We start from the raw sequence: 18679 nt of genomic DNA on the forward strand, positions 1-18679 counted from the left end.
AACGGAACACCTCCGGCCGGGCGCCGAGGAGGGGAGCTTCAGCCGGTGCCGGGCTGCTCGCCGGTGGCTATCGGCGCCCGCAGCCACCGGCGCGGCATCCCGAAGGCGGTGACCAGCTCGACCGCGTGCGGGCGCAGTCCCTTGCACAGCGCGTTGACGGCCTCGGTGACCGCCTTGGACCGGCGCGGACTGATCCGCTCGTGTTCCAGGAACCAACCGCGATCCGCCTCGATGTCGCACAGCACGTACAGATCGCACAGCCGCTCCAGCATCTCGGCGACCGTCGGATCGGTACAACGCTCGATCCCGGCCACGAACGCCTCCAGCACGACGCGGTCGACGTGCACCCGCGCGGCGCGCAGCACGTGGTCCTGCGCGTCGTTGAACACCTCGAACGGGTCGGCGTCCCCGGACCCGGCACGGCGCAATCTGCGGGCCACACCGTCCAGCACGTGTCGTTCCCGGTCCTCGAACAGCCGCAGCTGCCACCCCCTGTCGAACAGCGCGTCCTCGTCGTCCCTGCCGGGTGAGGCGTCCACCAGGCGCTGGATCAACGAGCGGGCGGCGGTCCGCTCGATCACGGTTCCCACGAACTGATCGGCGACGTAGCGGGCCATTCCCAGCGTGCCGAGCTCGTCGAAGCCCTCGCGGTAGCCGGTCAGCAGTCCCTTGGCCACGAGTTGCAGCAGTACGGTGTTGTCCCCCTCGAAGGTGGTGAACACGTCGGTGTCGGCCTTCAACCCGGCCAGCTGATTCTCGGCCAGGTAGCCGGATCCGCCGCAGGCCTCGCGGCAGTCCTGGATGGTGCGGGTGGCGTGCCAGGTGGTCACCGCCTTGAGGCCGGCGGCGCGGGACTCCAGCTCCCGCTGGGCTCGTCCCTCGGGGTCGTCCTCCGGGGAAGCCTGCCGCAGGTCGTGCAGCGTGGCGACCAGTTCCTCCTGCGCGAAGTGCAGCGCGAAGGAGGTGGCCAACGCGGGAAGCAGCTTGCGCTGGTGCGCCAGGTAGTCCAGCACCGGTGTCTCGCCACCGGTCCGGGGGTTGGTGAACTGACGCCGGGTGTCGCCGTAGCGCAGCGCGATCTCCAGCGCGAGCTTGGTCGCGGCCCCGGCCGTTCCGGCCACCGACACCCGACCGGTGATCAGAGTGCCGAGCATGGTGAAGAACCGCTTGTTCACCCCCTCGATCGGGCTGCTGTAGCTGCCGTCCTCGGCCACGTCGCCGTAGCGGTTCAACAGTGCTTCCCGTGGCACTCTCACCCGGTCGAAGGAGATCCTGCCGTTGTCCACCCCGTTGAGTCCGGCCTTGCGACCGCAGTCCGAAATGGACACTCCTGGGAACGGGTTCCCCGCCCCGTCGCGGATGGGAACCAGCAGGGCGTGCACCCCGTGGTTCTCCGTGCCGCCGTCGGAAGTGGGGGTGTGCAGCTGGGCGAAGACCGCGGCGGTTCGCCCGTCCCTGGCGGCGTTGCCGATGTAGTCCTTGCGGGCTGACTCGTCCGGGGTGTGCACCACGAACTCCGCCGTGGCCGGATCGTAGACGGCCGTGGTCCCGAGATGCTGCACGTCGGAGCCGTGCCCGGTCTCGGTCATCGCGAAACAGCCCGGCTCCGAGAGGTCCATGATGGACCGAAGATGTTCCTCGTGGTGGCGTTCGGTTCCGAGCGCGGTGACCGCACCACCGAAAAGTCCCCATTGGACACCGGCTTTGACCATCAGCGAGAGGTTGCCCGCCAGCATCTCCATGGCGACCACCGAGCCGCCGCGGTCCCCGGATCCGCCGTACTCGACGGGAAAACCGATCCGGACGATCTCGCTGTCGGCCAACCGCCGCAGCTGTTCGAAGGTGTGTGCCCGGTGGGACTCGGTGTCCAACCCGTCGCCGGTGGGCAGGGATTCCTTCTCCAGGACGCCGCGCACCCGGTCACGGACCTCGCCCCAGCGGCCGTCCAGTGACTCGCGCAGCTTCGCGGGATCGAACTTCACGGGGATCCTCGGGGTCCGCATACGTCCTCCAGCTCGTTCGACTGCCGCCCGACCGGTTACCCCGTGGCGGAGTTTTCGAACCAGTCTGGCGCCTTCAGGAGTTCGGAGCGCGGTGACCCCGGCGGACGAGCGCCGCCCGGCAGCCCCACAGCCACGCGCTCTTCCCGGATCACCCGCCGCCCGAGCTCATGCCGTCCTTCGGATGCAGCGCGTCGATGCGCCGCAGCACATCGAGCTGGGCGGGGTTGTACAACTCCAGCAACGCCTGGACGACGACCGACTCCCTGGACGTCTCTTCCCGCCGCCGGGCTTTCGCCCACGGATCATGCAGCGCGGGGTGGTTCTGGTAGTGCTGTCGGATCTCCGGGAGGTAGCGCTCGGCCAGCCGTATCCGAGCGTCCTCGCTCGCGTCCGCGGGCAGGGCGTCGAACTCTTTCTCGACCGGAGTGGGAGGTCGCGACAGCATCTCCCACAACGCCGTCATCGCCGAGTCTCCGAAGACCCGCGAATAGATCAGCAGCAGGGCCCGGTCGGCGTCCGAGCGCTCGGCGGCGACCTCGTCGAAGCCCGCGGGCAGGTCGGCCGGGGAACGATGCCGCAGGATCACGGCCAGCTCCTCCCGCATCCGCTGCTGCCGTTCGATGCTCGCCGCCAGCTCGTCGTCCAAAGCGCGGAGCGACTGCTCCGTGTTCTCCTCCGATTCCTCCATCACAGCGATCTCGGAAAGCGGCACGCCCAGGTCGACGAGCCTGCGGATCCGCAGCAGTCGGACCAGGTGCCCGATGCGGTACCGCTTGTACCCGTTCGCCGCCCGTTCCGGCTCGTCCAACAGTCCGACCTCGTGGTAGTGGCGGACGGTTTTCAGCGTCGTGCCCGCGAGTTCGGCCAACTGCCGCGTGCTCCAAGCCATCGGACCGCCTTCCTCTCGTGCTCCTCGGCAACCGCTGTCCTCGATGGTGGGTCGTGTGCCCGAGGACACAGTCAAGCAGAACCGGGCGAGCTTGACCGTGCCCCAACGGCACGGTTTGCGATAACTCGCGTCGGCCGGAAGCGGTGCACCGGTGCGACGCCCCTTCGGAAACAACGAGCACGAGGAGTCAACCACCATGTCCACCGATCAAGCCGAACTACAGCAGCCGACATCGGCGGATACCACCTCACCGAAGCGTCCGGGATGGCCCGAGATCGTGGTCGGCCTGCTCGCGATGATCGCCGCCACGGCCCTGGTGCCGTTCTTCGGCCCGTGGGGGCTCGAACTGGGCCCGACGGCGTACGGGCTGGTCCTGACCGCCTGGTCGGGCGTGGTCGGCCTCGTCGGCTTCGGCGTGGCAGCGTTGCTACGCATCCGTTCCCTGGCGGCCTTCAACGTGCGCCGCACCACCTGGCGCTGGATGCTCATCGGTGTGAGCGGGGGCGTGGTCGCCCTCACTGCCAATCTCCTGTTGAGCTACGCGATCATCGGCATCACCGGATTCGACTCCAACCCGCAGGGCATGTACTACGACGCCGCGAACGGCGGGGTGCTGCACCTGATCCTGACGTTCGTCTTCCTGTCGCTGCTCACTCCCATCGGTGAGGAGTTCCTCTTCCGTGGCGTGGTCGCCAACGCTCTGCTGCGTTACGGCCCCGTCACCGGCGTACTGAGCAGCACGGTGATCTTCGCCCTGTTCCACGGCATCAACATCGTGCTGCCCGCGGCGATCGCGGTGGGCGTCATCACCGCCGAGCTGATGCGCCGCAGCGGATCGATCTGGCCCGCGGTGGCCGTCCACACCGTCAACAACCTGGGGCTGCCGCTGTACGTGCTGCTCACCGGCGCGGTCGGGCCCGCCTGAGCTCGCGGCACACTGCCGGAAGACCCGATCGGCCGCCTCGGCGGCAAGTGGCGCTCAGCCGGACTGTGCGTCCGGAGAACATCGGGATCATCTCGGTGCACAGGTCTCGCGCTGCGGAGGTAGGGATTTATGAGGGCCGCGGAGTTCGACGACAACTTCGATCGCGGCGAGGACATCACCTCGACGCTCGATCTCGCCAAGGCGCAACGTCCCGGTGAGGAGCGTCCTGGTGAGGAGCAGCGGCGCGGCAACGTCGATTTCCCCGCCTGGATGATCGCGGCACTGGATCGTGAAGCCGGGAGGCTGGGTGTACGTCAGTCCGTCATCAAGGTCTGGCTCGCCGACCGGTTGGAACACAGCACGCACGCTGCCTGAGTTCGTGAGCCCAGTGGGAATCCAGGCCTGGCCGAAGTCCTGCCCGTCCAGAATTCTGCCCGAGCGTGACGGTCGCGGGGGAGATCCGCGGTCGGCTGTCGCTCCGGCACCCCGGAATCGGGAGATCACGGCCCTTGCACGGCGACAGCCGACCGGGACTCGTCGTGCCGCCCCGTGCTCCGGGGCGGCACGACGAACTTCAGGCGTCAGCCCCTGCCGTAGTAGGGGATCTCGCAGTTGACGACCTTGTCGTCGAGGTCGGCGTTGTAGCGGTCGATGCCGGGACCGCAGTCGACGACGTCCGCCTCGTCGTCGGAACCGAGCTCGTCGGACATCACGGTGTCGTCGCCGGGGCCGGCGTAGAGATAGTCACCACCCTGTCCACCGTGGAGGAAATCGTCACCGTTGCCACCTCGGATGACGTCATTGCCGGAGTTGCCGAACAGGCTGTCGTCATCGGCCTCGCCGAAGATGACGTCGAAGCCGCCCCGCCCCTTGATCACATCCTGGCCAGGTGTGCCGTGCAGGCCATCCGGCCCGTCGGTCCCCTCCTGGTGGTTCTCCTCGTCCGCCGCGGCGGTGAGCGTAGGCTGAGCGGGGGAAGGCGCCGCCGCCGCCAACGGCGCGCCTACCACCAGAGCAGCCGCGGCGATTCCGGTTCCCACCAGTCCGGTAAGGCCGGTTCTCGTACGCGTGGTACGCACAGCGGTTCGCTCCTTTCGCCGTGCGATCAGCCCTCCGTAACCCCTGGGGCTGATCGCACGGTTCGGTTTCCGTATGTCACCCCTGGTGACGTATTGCCCCCATCGGGGGTTGAGTGTCGAATCCGGACGATTTGAAACCACAGTGGACTCCGCTCCCGCGAGCGGTAGCCGCCCGGGGACCGGCTTCCGTCCGTCCCCGGTAGTGACCACGATCGATCGGACGGATGCGGCGCCGCGATAGCGAGATCGGGTGGAACCGAACCGGTTCGATTGACCGTCTTCGGACGCGCCGAACAAGCTGGGATCGAAACACCGCCGGTCCGAAGCGCAGTCGACCGGCGAACTCGCTCCCGCGGCGGACGTGGCGGAAAGGTGGAGCCGTGGAACTCGAGCACACCGTCGCCGCGCTACGCAGCGCGGCGCGGGCCAGCCGCGACGCCGGTGACCGCGACCCGGCTTCCGGCCACGACTGTCAGGAGAACCTGAAACCGCTGCGCGCCGCGCTGGGTGAGCTGGCCGAACCGCTCGGCGGCACCGTCAAGGAGCTGCTCAGTCTGATCGAGCGGAAGCTGCGGGACGAGCTGCATCATGATCCGGAAACGGCGGCGAGGCTCTCCCGCGCCGTAGCGGCCGCGAACGAATGGACCGACGAGCTGATCGCGTGGCTGCGTCCGCTGGGCGAGCGGCGGGAGGTTCCGCCGAGCGAGTAGCTCGACAACCCGCCCGGAAGACTTCGATCAGAGGCTCTGGGTGTCCGTGAGGTAGAGCCACTTGCCCGACAGCTCGTCCAACCAGACTCCCTCCTCCTCGATGTCGGGATGGACGAACCGGCGCGTATCGCCGAACCGGGACTCGACGGTGACCAGGAAGCTCTCGACCAACCAACCGTCGTCCCCCTCCAGCCGGACATAGGCGGGGAAGCGGTCCAGGCTCGCCATGCTCAGCCTCGGTCTGCGCGGATCGTTGTACTTCGCGGACTTGGTGTCGCCCGTAGGCCCGAAAGTGATGTGGATGGTGTCGTTACCCGAGAAGGAACTTCCCTTGTCCATCCGGAATTCCCGGCCCGCCATGCCCAGGAAGAACCTGTCGGTGGCCTCCGTGGCGCTTTCGCTGCCGGATTTGGCCTTGATCTCGATCCGTTCGATCCAGCTCATCGTCGTTCACTCCGTTTCAGGAATCCGCTGTCGCACTTCGGATTTCCGCCGCTCGACGACCGGCGAAATATAACGGGGTCTTCGTCCTCCCGCCCCGTAACCGGGACACTGGTCCACCCGGAACTGGAAGGACACCGTGTTGCCCGTGAAGCGCCCTTCCAACAGCAGCGATCGGCATACCCGATCAGCCAGCAACCGGAAGGTCGGCAGCTCTGTCAGTCGTTCCGGGCCCCGATCGTGCTGTTCGAGCAGTTCCGAGCAGACGTCGAACAACGCCTTGTCCTCTCGGCGTTCCGGGAACCAGAGAATGTGGGCGGGAACTCGTCGCCCAGCACCGGCTTCGGACCACCAGGATGAGGTGTCGTCGTCCGGATGGACGACGCGATAGGCGACCCGAAAGTCGTGTCCGGCCGGTTCCGGTGCGAAGAACCGCCAGTCGGGCAGCCACACCCCGGCACGGTCGAGTGCCCGCAGCCGGTCGAGGGCGCGATACGGCAGCTGGCACAGCAGGATGAGCAGAAACCACACCGCCAGTCCGGTCTCCAGCGGACTCGGCCTTCGCAGCCGGTCCCGAACATGCCGGGGAAATGATCGCTCGCCGGGTACGCGAGGTGCGTTCCTCGCCACCGACCACACCGCCGGATAGGTGGCCAGGAAAGCCCAGAGGAATCTCCCCAACCCCATGACTCCGGCGGTCACCAGGTGGAACGTGGCCATGGCAGAAAGCACCACCGGTGCGTGTCGTCCTCGGTACGGGAACGCGGATCCGAAACCGCACTCCAGCGTGATCACGCAGATCTCCGCCGCGCGCACCAGATGGGGGAACCGGTCGCACCACGTGTGCACCGCGGCGTTGCCGTAAGTCCTGGTACGCAGCACTCCGGCCAGCGCCCCGCCCGCACGCCAGGGGCGGCCACCGAGCTTGGCCAGTCCGGAGGTCGAGTAGGCGAGCAGCGCCTGTCCGGCCAACCAGCGCAGGCACGTCCGCACCGCGTGGGGATCGGACTGCCTCACCCGGGCGAGCGTGCAGCCGAACTGCACCAGGAAGGCGAGCTGGTCCGAACCGTCGGAGCCGTACTGGTGGCGCGGGTGCAGCAACCGCGAGGCACCCGCGGCCACACCACCGGCCAGCAGGCGCGGCCAGCGCCGAGTCGTCGGGCTCAGCAGCACACCCGAGGCCAGGATCCGTGCCGTGTGCAGTGCGCGGGTGCCACGCTCACTTCCCACCGCGTCGTAGAGGCGACGCAGTGCGTCGTGATCCCGGGGGTCGCGCTCGCGCAGCACCGACCAGTTGTTCAGCCCGCCCCAGGCACGGTGTCGTGCGTTGTGCAGGTACTCCAGACTGGCGATCAGCTGAGTGGTCGCCGAGAGCCGCTCCGACCAGATCAACGCTTCGCGCTCCGCGGCGACGGTATCGCGCACCGCGTCGCGGGCGGGCCTCAACGATCCTGTCGCCCGAACGAGATCCGCGAACCGTGGCCACGGGCCACGACGGTTCCGCACCCCCGGCCTCACGAGGAATCACTCCGGTTTCCGGAGGGCACCGTTTCCGCGTGCCGTTCGGAGTCCGACTTCTTGTCGTCACCGGCGCAGGATCCACATGACTCCTGCTCCTTCTTACGGCACTCGCAAGGCCCCTGACCGATGCTGCCGAGGATGTTGGCGAGTGCTTCCAGGATCCGCGCCAGGATGTTGCCCAGCCTGCAACCACCGATGGCCATCAACGCCTGGGTCACGGTGCCGAGCAGCGCTTCGAGTACTTCGTTGAGCCCGTTGAACGGTGGTTTCGGCGGCGGACCACCACCGGTGGTGGTAACCGATTTGCCACCGGTGGCGGCGGTGTTCTTGTCCGGCTTCTTGTTGTTGTCGTTCGGGGAGGGGGCCAGGTCGTACCCGTCGGAATAGCCTCTGGCGTAGCCGTCCTTGTAGCCGCGCTCGCCGTCGGTCTCCTGGGGCCGCTTGGGCTTGCCGGCCATCTTGTCCCGCTGGCCCTGCTCCTCGCCCGCGACCAAACCATCACGATATTCGTTCGCCACGAGATTTCCCAAATTCGGCCGACTGGGGGCTCATCCACTTCGCACTCACTCGGAATCCCGCTGTTTTATCCCGTAACGCTTCCAGGCGTCCTTCCAGGCATCCCTCCTGCCTTCGGCATAGGCGTCGTCGGCCTCCTGCTGCTTGCTCTTCCGACACTCCTCGAGCTGCCGCTTCACCTTTTCGTGCTCTTTTTTGGATACGGTTTCCTCTTTCTCAGGCTCGGGGGCCTGGTCGTATCCGTCGGAGTATCCCTTGGCGTAGCCGTCCTTGTAGCCGTGCTCGCCGTCGGTCTCCTGGGGCTGCTTGGGCTTGCCGGCCATCTTGTCCTTCTGGCCCTGCTGCTCGCCGTCGACCAAACCATCGCGATACTTGTTGTCGGACATCGAGTCCTCTCTTCGGAGTCGGACGAATATCAGGGACGGATCTCAGTTCTTGTTGATCCCGTAACGCTTCCAGGCGTCCTTCCAGGCATCCCTCCTGCCTTCGGCATAGGCGTCGTCGATCTCCCGCTGCTTGCTCTTCCGACACTCCTCGAGTTCGCGCCGGCACTCCGCGAGCTTCTGTTCGCAGTCCCTCTCGTTCGTACCGTGCTCCCCGTTGTCCGAGCCCTCGCCGGTCTCGAACACTCGAACGTCGGTGATTCCGGCCTGGCAACTGAACGAATCGTTTCCGTGGAACTCGACCGTGGTCTCACCCGACTCCGCCGTGAACTGAAGCTTCGCGTCCCTGTGCCAGGAGGGAACCGGCGGGTCGGGGGTGAAACCCGCGTCGAAGTGGTGGGACTCGATCACCTCCCCCGACCTCTCGTCACGTATCTTCACGGTGAAGTCGTTCGGTTTTCCGACACAGTTCTGCCAGACGTTCGGGCCGTGATCGAAAACCAGCCGGTAGCTGTTTCCCCGCTTCGTTTCGATGGTCTGCTTGATTCCACCGTTCGGCTGAAACTCCTGCCCGAGATCGACCGCTGGGCAGTTCTTCTCGTGCTTGGCGAAGGCAGCACTGAGATAGTCGAAACCCCCCGACTGCGAATTACCCCCACTGGGGATGTAAATGGCCTCCCAGGGATCGGGCCAGTAGGGCGGTTGAATAATACTCGAATTCCACCAGTTCGCCGGAGGTGGCGACTTCTTCTCGAACCGCCCGTTCTTTATCAGGTTTTCCCCCACCAACAACCCTCCAAGGGCAAAATCGTCCTCGGCCTCACCAATGATCAATTTACCCTCGATCCGCCACCCCTTCAATCACACGAAGGTGTAAGCATTCCGAAAAACACCACACAAAAACAACACCCCCAAACCGGAAACACGTCCTACCACCCAAAGGTGAACTTTCTGGACAAAAAACGCTGGATTTGATAAAGGATTTTTCGACGAACCGAATCCATCGGAACGCGTTCACGGGAAACCGGAATGAAGGATCGGACCTCACCCGATCGGACCGATTCGAGGATCGTCCGAGGGACGGAAACACCCGCGAAAAGGGGAGCTCCGACCACCGGAAGTCGGAACCGCCCCTTGTTCTTCGAGGCTTCCTCGATGTCAACGTTGTCCGCACGGTGCGCCCAGTTACCCGGGAGCGGTGTCCCAGCTGCTCGTTGAACCGGGCGACCACGCGGCGGGCCCGTGTCTTGCGTTAGGCCCACCCGACATCGCTCATGGCCGGTAGTCCTCCAGGCGGGCCGGATCCCAGATTCGTTCCACCAGGGCTCGAACCAGCTTGCTCCGCTCCTCGTGCTCGGCCTTGCCGAACCGCTCATAGGGCCGAAACGGCAGGCCGGACCGCTCCACGAAGGAACTGAACTGGGGCTGATGCTGGTAGGCGGCGCTGGTCAGGCTCGCGGCGTAGAAGTTCTGCTTCGCGTAGTGCGGCGCCTTCCGCTCGAACGGCTTGTCCTGGTAGCTGCGGTTCACGTCGGCGGGCAGCAGCACCAGACCGGCGACATGGTCACGCCACAGGTCGAAGTCCTCGCGGCTCGGACACTCGTCGGCGTAGCGCTCGTGGTGGTCGGGCCAGATGTGCTCGATCTCCCACGGGTTCTTCAACGTCCGGTCCACCAGTTCGTCGAAGCGATCGGGCTTACCGGCTCCGCGCTCGGTGTAGGCGGTCAGTCGGGCCAGCAAGTGGTAGATGTAGCGCCTGCTGAACTGGTTCAGCCCGAGTCCCGCGATGCCGCGCCGATAGCGGCTCGGACTCCCGTCGAACGAGACATCGGCCTCGTCCTGATCCAGCTTCGACCGCAGGGTGTCGATCAGATCCGACAACGACATGCCACGGATGTCGCGGCACAGCAACCACATGGCGTAGTTGACACTCGAGTAACTGATCCGGATGTAGTTGGCGGCTCGGCGCATCACCCAGATATCGAGGTAGGTCGCGGTCGCCGCGAGCTTGCGGCGTACGGTCTCGTCCTCGTCACCGACCCTGAGCGGAGCCAGCAGCACGGTGCTCTGCCAGGTGAACTCGTTGTGCGCGTTGTAGAACACCGGTTCCAGACCCGAGGTGTAGCCGCGCGAGGCCTCCAAGACCTTCCGGTACGCCCGCGCGAAGAACGGCACCTCGTTGGTCATCAGGGCGAGGTTGCGCCCCGCGTCGCCCACGCCGACGCGGCTGGTGTTGTCACGGACCCAGCGGTGGAACGTGGAACCGATCAGTTCCCAGTCACGGTCGAGGGCACCCGCACGACGCTCCCGGATCGACTCGGCGTACTTGGCACGGAGCCATGCCTTGACGAAGGTGGCGTCGCGTTCCGCGTCGGGGTCGGGCTCCCAGGAAGTCAGGTCCAGCAGCGTCTTCTTCCAAATACGGTTCGCGTTCGCCCGCTCGCCCTCGTCTTCCACCGCACCGAGCAGATACGCCTTCAGCATGTCCACCGGGCTCAACGGTTTGCCCCGGTCGTTCATCGTCTCGAAGATCGAGTACGCGTGCGCGTCGGTCTCGGTCGCGATCTCGATCAACCCGACATTGCCGATCAACCAATAGACGAACGGCTCCAGCCCCTCGCCGAGCTCGTCCGCCGGATCGATCGACACGAGGTCGTTGTACCGAGCGACGATCGTCCGGATCGACTCGTCCTTGCCCTCGGCGTCGTAGTCCGCACCGGCGAACAACGCCCGGAGCGCCGGCACGCGCTCGGCGATGTCGAGGTTGAACTTCGGCTCGCCGTAGTCATCGGAGAAGATCAACGGCTCCACCGTGGAGGTCACCCTGAGCCCGCGCTGCCGCGCCACCCGGTACAGGTAAATCAGCAGCAACGTCAGGGAGGTGACCCGCTGCTGGCCATCGACCAGGTAGCTCTTGTTGCCACGCCTGGTCACGATGATCGAACCGAGGAAGTAGTCGCCGTAATCGCTGGCGTCCCTCGGTGTGTCGCCGGTGCGGTAGAACGTCGAGAACCTGTTCTGCAGGTCGGTGACCAGTTCCTCGATGTTCTCCCGGTCCCACTTGTACTCCCGCTGGTACTCGTCGATCGCGAAGGAACGGGACTGCAGCAGCTCCTTGATCGTGCGGTAGTGCGGCGTGATGCTCATGCTTCTCCCCTGCGGCAGACAGGCACGTCCGGTCAACGGTTCCCGCCTCATGGTCCACTTCACCACGTCAGCCTTCGCGAATCGTCGTCACTTGCGGGCAGCGCGCCGACAGATGTCCTTGCTCGCCCGCGGACGCAACTGGTTTCGCTCATCCGGAGTCGTGCCCATCGGACACGGCCACATCGGTCTCGGCCAAAGCGTGTTGTTCGTCCCGGTACTCCCGCAGCTCCTCGCCGGGCAGCCGTGCCAGCGCGGCGAAGGACTCGTGTTCGAAGGCCAGTCGAGCCACGGTCTCGTCCAGACTCACACCGCCGTAGTCGCGCTCGGCGATGCGGGCGAGCCTCTCCCGAGTGGCGGAGTCGATCCGCACGTTCGTTCGCATGTTTCGATCATGCACCGCTCACGCGGCCGCGACCGGCAACAGGCCCGCAGGGGCGGCACGGTCACCCGTTCCCGCTCATCACCGGCGAGCACGCCGGGGCTCCGGTTCCCGTGCGAGGAACCGAAGCCCCGAGAAGGCCGTCGTGGCGTGCGAAACCGCCACGACGGGAAAAGCGATCAGCCGACCACGTTCACCAGCCGACCGGGAACCACGATCACCTTGCGCGGCTCACCGCCGCCCAACAGCTCCACGACCCTGCTGTCGGCCAACGCCGCGGCCCGGATCTCCTCCTGCTCGGCCGACGCCGACACGGTGATCCGGGAACGGACCTTGCCGTTGAACTGGATCGGGTACTCGACCGTGTCGTCGACCAGGTACTCCTCGTCGGCCACCGGGAACGGCCCTTGCACCAGGCTCCGCTCGTTGCCCAACCGCGACCACAGCTCCTCGGCCAGGTGCGGCGTCAACGGAGCCACCAGCAGCACCATCGGCTCCATCACCGCGCGCGGCGGACCGACCGCACCCGAGTACGCCTTGGTCACCCGGTTGTTCAGCTCGATCAGCTTGGCCACCGCGGTGTTGAACTGCAACGCGTCGTAGTCCTCGCGCACCCCGGCGATGGTCTTGTGCAGCGCACGCAGCAGCTCGACGTCGGGTTCCTCGTCGGTGACCCGCACCTCGCCGGTCCGCTCGTCGATGACGTTGCGCCACAACCGCTGCAGGAAGCGGTGCGAACCGACCACGTCCTTGGTCGCCCACGGCCGCGAGGCGTCCAACGGCCCCATGGACATCTCGTAGAGCCGCAGCGTGTCCACGCCGTAGGCGTCGGCCATCTCCTCGGGCGAGACCGAGTTCTTGAGGCTCTTGCCCATCTTGCCGTACTCGCGGTTGACCTCCTCGCCGCCGTAGAAGTACTTGCCGTCCTGCTCGACGACCTCCTCCGCTGGCACGTAGACACCGCGCGAGTCGGTGAACGCGTAGGCCTGGATGTAGCCCTGGTTGTACAGCCTGCGGTACGGCTCCTCGGCCGAGACGTGCCCCAGGTCGTAGAGCACCTTCTGCCAGAACCGCGCGTACAGCAGGTGCAGCACCGCGTGCTCCACACCGCCGACGTAGAGATCCAGTCCACCCGGATCGTTCGCGCCGTGCCGATCGGGGCGCGGCCCCATCCAGTACCGCTCGTTCTCCGGATCGACGAACCGCTCGTCGTTGTCGGGATCGATGTAGCGCAGCTGGTACCAGCAGGACCCCGCCCACTGCGGCATCACGTTGGTGTCGCGGTGGTAGTGCTTGAGCCCGTCGCCGAGGTCCAGTTCCACCTCGGCCCAGTCGGACGCCTTGGACAGCGGCGGTTCGGGTTGGCTGTCCGCGTCCTCGGAGTCGTAGGTGCGCGGGGAGTACTCGGCCACCTCGGGCAGCTCCACCGGCAGCTGGTCCTCCGGAAGTCCCCTCGGATTGCCGTCCTCGTCGTAGACGATCGGGAACGGCTCGCCCCAGTAGCGCTGCCGCGCGAACAGCCAGTCACGCAGCTTGTACTGCACGCTGCCGCTGCCGTGACCGTGCTGCTCCATCCAGGAGACGACCTTGGTCTTGGCGTCCTCGACCGAGAGCCCGTTCAGGCTCAGCCCCGTGGCCTCCGAGGCGGAGTTGATCGCCGGGCCGTCACCGGTGTAGGCCTCGCCCTCGAAGTCGGCCGGGGGGTCGACGGTGCGCACGATGGGCAGTCCGAACTCGGAGGCGAACTCCCAGTCCCGCTGGTCCTGCGCCGGGACCGCCATGATCGCACCGGTTCCGTAGGCCAGCAGCACGTAGTCGGCGGCGAACACCGGAACGAGCTCGCCGTTGACCGGGTTGACCGCGCGCAGCCCGGTGAAGACCCCGGTCTTGTCCTTGTTCTCCTGCCGGTCCAGCTCGGACTTCGTCGCGGCGAACCTGCGGTACTCCGCCACCGCCTCGGCGGGGTTGGAATAGCCGCCGGTCCAGCGCGGGTCGGTCCCCGCGGGCCACTCGCCGAACTTCTCGGGGGCAGCGAGGATCTCGTCGACCAGCGGGTGCTCCGGGGCGAGCACCATGTAGGTGGCGCCGAACAGGGTGTCCGGCCTGGTGGTGAACACCTCGATCGTCTCGTCACGGCCCTCCAGCGCGAAGCGCACCTCCGCTCCCTGGGAGCGGCCGATCCAGTTGCGCTGCATGGTCTTGACCTTGTCCGGCCACTCCAGCCGGTCCAGATCGTCGACGAGCCGGTCGGCGTAGGCGGTGATCCGCATCATCCACTGCTTGAGGTTGCGCCGGAACACCGGGAAGTTGCCGCGTTCGCTGAGGCCGTCCGCGGTGACCTCCTCGTTGGCGACCACGGTCCCCAGGCCGGGGCACCAGTTCACCGGGGCCTCGGAGAGGTAGGCCAGCCGGTAGGAGTCGATGATCTCGCGCTGCCGGTCGCGCCCCAGTTCGTCCCAGGGGGTGCCGTCCGGCGTGGCCCGCTCACCCGAGGCGAACTCCGCCTCGAGCTCGCTGATCGGGCGGGCACGCCCCCTGCCCTGGTCGGCCTCGGTGTCGTACCAGGCGTGGAAGATCCGCAGGAAGATCCACTGCGTCCACTTGTAGAACTCGATGTCGGTGGTGGCGACCCGGCGCCGCTCGTCGTGACCGAGGCCGAGCCTGCGGATCTGCGTGAGGTAGCGCTCGATGTTGTTCTCGGTCGTGGTCCGCGGGTGGGTGCCGGTCTGCACCGCGTACTGCTCGGCGGGCAGCCCGAAGGCGTCGAAACCCATCGTGTGCAGCACGTTGCGCCCGAGCATCCGGTGGTAGCGCGCGTAGACGTCACTGCCGATGAACCCGAGCGGGTGCCCCACGTGCAGGCCGGATCCCGAGGGGTAGGGGAACATGTCCTGCACGAACAGCTTCTCGGATGCGGCGTCCTGCCCACGCAACGGTCCCACCGGGTTCGCGGCGTGGTAGCTGCCGAGCTCTTCCCAGCGCCGCTGCCAGTCCCGCTCGATGTCGCCCGCGATGCCCGCGGTGTACCGGAAGGGGGGCGTGTCGTCGCCCGCACCGTCCGTGCCCTGTGAGTTCCGTTCCGCGCCACTCATCGTGTGCGTTTCCTTCCCCTAGTCCGTCGCTCCGACTCGCCGGGTAACGCTCCGAGCGACTCATCGGTGTGCCGCCACTGAAAAGTTAAAAACCCCTCAGCCCTTGCCGGGCATGAGGGGTTGCCGCGCCGAGGGTCGATCGCCTCAGCGCGGCTTCGTAAGCAGTCGGGCGGTGGCCACGACGGACAGCATAACCGGAGCGTAAAGCGCGATGACCGGGTGGGAACCCCCGACAGGGCGGACAGCTGCGAGTGCTGCGGCCGCCCCGGACGGCGTCGCGGCCGACGTTCGAGACCGGAGAGGCGGATCCGGGGCCTACGGCGGGAACCGTAGCAGTGGAGTCGGAGTGCCGCCGCATGTGCTCCCGCGCACCCGAGGCGGGAGCTGTCCGTCCCCCTGCGCGGCGGCGTCGTAGGCTGGCGGGGTGGCAGTCGCATCGCTGATCATCGTGTGTGCCGTCGTGATCCTCGCCGGTCTGGCAGCGCTGGCGCTCGGGTGGCGCGGGTTGCGTGGCACCCTGCCGCGCAACCGCTACGCGGGGGTGCGGACCCCCGCGGCGCTGCGTGACGACGAGACGTTCCGCCTGGCCAACCGGGTGGCCGCTCCGCCGATCCTCGCCGGCGGCACGATCGCCGTGGTGGTGGGCTGCTGTCTGGCCGCGCTGGGTGGTACCGGCACGGGATGGCTGATCACGGGAATCGGCGTGCTCGGCGCGCTGGTACTGATCGTGGCCGGTGGTGTGCTCGGTGGGCGAGCGGCGGCGGCGGTGCCCGAGACCGCCCCGGCGGCTTCCGGTTGCGCCACCTGCGCCGCGGCTCCCGCCGGGAACGTGTCCGAGCCGAGCGGTGGTGGCTGCGCCGCGGCGGGACTGTGCTCGGCTGCGGGCGGATGCTTCGCCGCCACGGCTCCGGGAGCGAGCGGGAACGAGGGCACGGCCGCGCCGGACGGTCGGTGAACCGGGATCCCCGCGAGGTGGCGTCCAACGAGAGGCACTGCCGCGCGTCGATGCGTGATCACAAGGTCACGGCACTTCCCCGCTGCCCGAGCGGGGAAGAACTCGCTCAGTTGAGCTGTACGTCCCCCGGGTGGGTGGCCAGGAAAGCCAGTGGCGGCCCCTGCCTGCGCAGCACCCTGGCCCACAGGTTCTCGTCGGGCGGCGCGATCACGTCCTCCGGCAGTGCCGGGAACACGTGCCAGTCACCCCGGTCGATCTCGCCCGCCAGCTGCTGCTTGCCCCATCCCGCGTAGCCCGCGAAGAACCGCATCCCGCGCGCCTGACCGGCCAGCTCGTCCGGGTCGCTGTCCAGATCCACCAGCCCTACCGGCCCGTTCACACCGACGATGTTGCTGAAATCCCCGGCGTCGACCCCGGTTCGCAGCGCGGCGAGGCAGATCGCGGTGCGCTGCTCGACGGGCCCGCCGACGAACAGCGACTGGGGTTCGCTCGCCAACTCGCCCCACTTGGGCAGCACGTCGTGCACCGGTATCTCGCTGGGCCGGTTGAGCACCACGCCGAGCGTGCCCTCGTCGTGGTGGTGAATGACGAAGACCACCGCACGGCTGAAGTTGTCGTCCTGCAGCGTGGGCGCCGCCACCAGCAGCGTCCCCGGTTTCACATCCGCGTCGGATCCCACCCGCCCATGATCTCACTACCGGCCGGAGTTGGGGACCGGCCGTTCGTACCGAGGAGTGTCGAGGCGCCGATACCGCCCGGCGGCCCGGCGAAAACTTCGTGGGAAATCGACACCGCCCGGGCCGCACCGCCCCACCGGCGCGGCGATTTCGCGAGAAATTGGCGCTCGGCGACAGCGAGACAGAAACGGCGAGAGCGACCGGGGGCAAGGCGTCGGGAACAGTGAACGCGAGCCGGTAGCAGTGAGCACTACTACCGAGCAGTGATGCTCACTAATAATGCCGACTACTGCTCCGGCGGCTCGATCCCCTGCTCACGGGCCCAGCGGTGCAGTTCGGCTACCGCGTCCGCCCGCTCCAGCGGTCCCTGGTCCAGCCGGACCTCCTTCAGATGGCGCCACGCCTGACCGACGAGCGGCCCCGGACTGATCCCCAACAACCGGATGATCTCGTTGCCGTCCAGGTCCGGGCGGACCCGCGCCAGGTCCTCCTCCTCGGCGATGCGCTGGATGCGGGCCTCCAGATCGTCGTAGGAGAGCTGCAGCGCCCGCGCCTTGCGCTTGTTGCGGGTGGTGCAGTCGGCGCGGACCAGCTTGTGCAGTCGCCGCAGCAGATGCCCCGCGTCGTTGACGTAGCGACGCACCGCCGAATCGGTCCAGTTGCCCTCGCCGTAACCGTGGAACCGAAGGTGCAGGTACACGAGGTCGGAGACGTCGGAAACGACTTCCTTGGAGTACCGCAGCGCACGAAGCCGCTTGCGGGCCATCTTGGCACCGACGACCTCGTGGTGGTGAAAACTCACCCCACCGCCCGGCTCGAAACGCCGGGTGGCCGGTTTGCCGATGTCGTGCAACAACGCGGCCAACCGCAGCACCAGATCCGGCTCGCCATCGGGGTTCTCGGCCCGCTCCAGGTCGATGGCTTGCTCCAGTACTACCAGTGAGTGGTAATAAACGTCCTTGTGCTGGTGGTGCTCGTCGATCTCCAGCCGCATCGCGGGCAGCTCGGGCAGCACGTGCTCGGCCAGACCGGTGTCGACCAGCAGCTCGATGCCGCGGCGTGGGTAGGTGCCGCAGAGCAGTTTGGAAAGCTCGGCCTGTATCCGTTCCGGAGTGATGCGCTCGATCTCGGCTGCCATGCGGCGCATCGCGTCGAGCACCCGCTCGGCGGGCTCGAACCCCAGCTGCGCCGCGAACCGGGCGGCACGCAACATCCGCAGCGGGTCGTCGGCGAAGGACTCCTCCGGTGGGGCGGGGGTGTCCAACCGCTGCCGGACCGCGTCGCGCATGCCGCCGTGCGGATCGACGAACTCCCCTGAGATCGGTTCGACCGCCATCGCGTTGACCGTGAAATCCCTGCGCAGCAGGTCACCGGAGATGGAGTCACCGAAGACGACCTCGGGGTTGCGGCTGGTGCGGTCGTAGGTGTCGGCCCGGAAGGTCGTGATCTCCACGGTGACGCCGTGCCGGTAGGCCCCCAGGGTGCCGAACTCGATACCGGTGTCCCACACCGTCTCGGCCCAGTCGTCCAGCAGTCCGCGCACCCGTTCCGGCCGCGCGTCGGTGGTGAAGTCGAGATCCCCGCCGAACCGTTCCAGCAGCACGTCGCGCACGCTGCCACCCACGATGTAGAGGGAGAGCCCCTCGGCCGCGAACCGTTCGGCCAGTTCCCGAGCGGTCGGCACCAGTCGCGACAGCTCCCGCACCACGTTGTGCTGCGCCGTCCGCACGGCGGTCACTTCGGGATCGTCGGTCCGCGCGGGGGAGTCGTGGGAACCTGCGGCGTCGAAAACGGAAGGGGACACGGCCGTCAGGGTATCGGCCCCGAGCGAATCGACCACGGCGGTCACCGCACCCGGCCCTTCGCGCGCCGGCGCGCGTTCCGATCCGGCCGAGCGGCCGAGCCGGTACGGCGCCCCGGGGACCACTTCAGAACTCGTGGGGCGCTGCCGCCGAACCGGAG

General features: G+C 67.3%; 17 protein-coding genes. 4 read left to right on the forward strand and 13 right to left on the reverse strand.

The genetic code is table 11. The annotated features are described in order from the left end of the window. Nucleotides 1–38: 38 nt before the first annotated feature. Both BM150_RS22730 and BM150_RS22735 read right to left on the reverse strand, forming a co-directional pair. Nucleotides 39–2003, reverse strand: coding sequence for an acyl-CoA dehydrogenase family protein (locus tag BM150_RS22730; protein ID WP_092929916.1), 1965 nt, complete (start codon nt 2001–2003; stop codon nt 39–41). Nucleotides 2004–2151: 148 nt separating this feature from the next. Next, nucleotides 2152–2892, reverse strand: a complete 741-nt coding sequence (locus BM150_RS22735; RefSeq protein WP_092929918.1) for a MerR family transcriptional regulator — start codon at nt 2890–2892, stop codon at nt 2152–2154. 196 nt (nt 2893–3088) lie between these two features. Here BM150_RS22735 and BM150_RS22740 point away from each other — a divergent pair, with 196 nt between their 5' ends. Both BM150_RS22740 and brnA read left to right on the forward strand, forming a co-directional pair. Next, nucleotides 3089–3817, forward strand: a complete 729-nt coding sequence (locus BM150_RS22740; RefSeq protein WP_092929970.1) for a CPBP family intramembrane glutamic endopeptidase — start codon at nt 3089–3091, stop codon at nt 3815–3817. Between the two features lie 129 nt (nt 3818–3946). Further along, nucleotides 3947–4192 (forward strand): type II toxin-antitoxin system BrnA family antitoxin, encoded by a 246-nt coding sequence (gene brnA / locus BM150_RS22745; protein WP_092929920.1) that lies wholly within the window; start codon nt 3947–3949, stop codon nt 4190–4192. Between the two features lie 206 nt (nt 4193–4398). On the opposite strand, the gene BM150_RS24330 is transcribed toward brnA, so the two are convergent. Beyond that, nucleotides 4399–4896: a calcium-binding protein gene (locus BM150_RS24330; protein WP_175496989.1), complete on the reverse strand. Its 498-nt coding sequence runs from the start codon at nt 4894–4896 to the stop codon at nt 4399–4401. A gap of 380 nt (nt 4897–5276) precedes the next feature. Between BM150_RS24330 and BM150_RS22755 the strand changes: the two genes are divergently transcribed. Next, a complete protein-coding gene (locus tag BM150_RS22755; RefSeq protein WP_092929924.1) occupies nt 5277–5606 on the forward strand; it encodes a hypothetical protein in 330 nt (109 codons plus the stop codon). A gap of 27 nt (nt 5607–5633) precedes the next feature. Here BM150_RS22755 and BM150_RS22760 read toward each other — a convergent pair whose 3' ends face one another. From BM150_RS22760 to leuS, 8 genes are all read right to left on the reverse strand, one after another. After that, complete coding sequence (locus BM150_RS22760) at nt 5634–6050, reverse strand: hypothetical protein (protein ID WP_092929926.1); 417 nt, start codon at nt 6048–6050, stop codon at nt 5634–5636. Nucleotides 6051–6056: 6 nt separating this feature from the next. After that, on the reverse strand, nt 6057–7493 hold the full coding sequence (locus BM150_RS22765; protein WP_139219632.1) for a hypothetical protein: 1437 nt from the start codon (nt 7491–7493) through the stop codon (nt 6057–6059). Between the two features lie 68 nt (nt 7494–7561). Further along, complete coding sequence (locus BM150_RS22770) at nt 7562–8086, reverse strand: hypothetical protein (protein ID WP_092929930.1); 525 nt, start codon at nt 8084–8086, stop codon at nt 7562–7564. 45 nt (nt 8087–8131) lie between these two features. Beyond that, on the reverse strand, nt 8132–8470 hold the full coding sequence (locus tag BM150_RS22775) for a hypothetical protein (RefSeq protein WP_092929932.1): 339 nt from the start codon (nt 8468–8470) through the stop codon (nt 8132–8134). Nucleotides 8471–8512: 42 nt separating this feature from the next. Further along, entirely contained in the window at nt 8513–9328 is an 816-nt protein-coding gene (locus BM150_RS22780; protein WP_139219633.1) for a hypothetical protein, read from the reverse strand. A 411-nt stretch (nt 9329–9739) separates the two neighbouring features. Then, nucleotides 9740–11614, reverse strand: a complete 1875-nt coding sequence (locus BM150_RS22785; RefSeq protein ID WP_092929936.1) for a GmrSD restriction endonuclease domain-containing protein — start codon at nt 11612–11614, stop codon at nt 9740–9742. A 148-nt stretch (nt 11615–11762) separates the two neighbouring features. Next, a complete protein-coding gene (locus tag BM150_RS22790; RefSeq protein WP_092929938.1) occupies nt 11763–11996 on the reverse strand; it encodes a hypothetical protein in 234 nt (77 codons plus the stop codon). 176 nt (nt 11997–12172) lie between these two features. After that, the gene (leuS, locus tag BM150_RS22795; protein WP_092929940.1) at nt 12173–15085 is read right to left on the reverse strand and encodes a leucine--tRNA ligase; all 2913 of its coding nucleotides are present in this window, start codon (nt 15083–15085) and stop codon (nt 12173–12175) included. A gap of 424 nt (nt 15086–15509) precedes the next feature. Here leuS and BM150_RS22800 point away from each other — a divergent pair, with 424 nt between their 5' ends. Next, on the forward strand, nt 15510–16040 hold the full coding sequence (locus BM150_RS22800; protein WP_092929942.1) for an SdpI family protein: 531 nt from the start codon (nt 15510–15512) through the stop codon (nt 16038–16040). 106 nt (nt 16041–16146) lie between these two features. Here BM150_RS22800 and BM150_RS22805 read toward each other — a convergent pair whose 3' ends face one another. Further along, nucleotides 16147–16719 (reverse strand): YqgE/AlgH family protein, encoded by a 573-nt coding sequence (locus tag BM150_RS22805; RefSeq protein ID WP_092929944.1) that lies wholly within the window; start codon nt 16717–16719, stop codon nt 16147–16149. A 284-nt stretch (nt 16720–17003) separates the two neighbouring features. Beyond that, the gene (locus tag BM150_RS22810; protein ID WP_092929972.1) at nt 17004–18455 is read right to left on the reverse strand and encodes a CCA tRNA nucleotidyltransferase; all 1452 of its coding nucleotides are present in this window, start codon (nt 18453–18455) and stop codon (nt 17004–17006) included. Nucleotides 18456–18679 lie beyond the last annotated feature (224 nt).

Source organism: Actinopolyspora alba (genome assembly GCF_900112765.1).
In the GTDB taxonomy this organism is placed as follows: Bacteria; Actinomycetota; Actinomycetes; order Mycobacteriales; family Pseudonocardiaceae; genus Actinopolyspora; species Actinopolyspora alba.

Coding starts and splice junctions, on each gene's coding strand:
- BM150_RS22735 (WP_092929918.1), bottom strand. CDS start 2,892: ATGGCTTGGAGCACGCGGCAGTTGGCCGAACTCGCGGGCACGACGCTG.
- BM150_RS22760 (WP_092929926.1), bottom strand. CDS start 6,050: ATGAGCTGGATCGAACGGATCGAGATCAAGGCCAAATCCGGCAGCGAA.
- BM150_RS22775 (WP_092929932.1), bottom strand. CDS start 8,470: ATGTCCGACAACAAGTATCGCGATGGTTTGGTCGACGGCGAGCAGCAG.
- leuS (WP_092929940.1), bottom strand. CDS start 15,085: ATGAGTGGCGCGGAACGGAACTCACAGGGCACGGACGGTGCGGGCGAC.
- BM150_RS22790 (WP_092929938.1), bottom strand. CDS start 11,996: ATGCGAACGAACGTGCGGATCGACTCCGCCACTCGGGAGAGGCTCGCC.
- brnA (WP_092929920.1), top strand. CDS start 3,947: ATGAGGGCCGCGGAGTTCGACGACAACTTCGATCGCGGCGAGGACATC.
- BM150_RS22740 (WP_092929970.1), top strand. CDS start 3,089: ATGTCCACCGATCAAGCCGAACTACAGCAGCCGACATCGGCGGATACC.
- BM150_RS22785 (WP_092929936.1), bottom strand. CDS start 11,614: ATGAGCATCACGCCGCACTACCGCACGATCAAGGAGCTGCTGCAGTCC.
- BM150_RS22730 (WP_092929916.1), bottom strand. CDS start 2,003: ATGCGGACCCCGAGGATCCCCGTGAAGTTCGATCCCGCGAAGCTGCGC.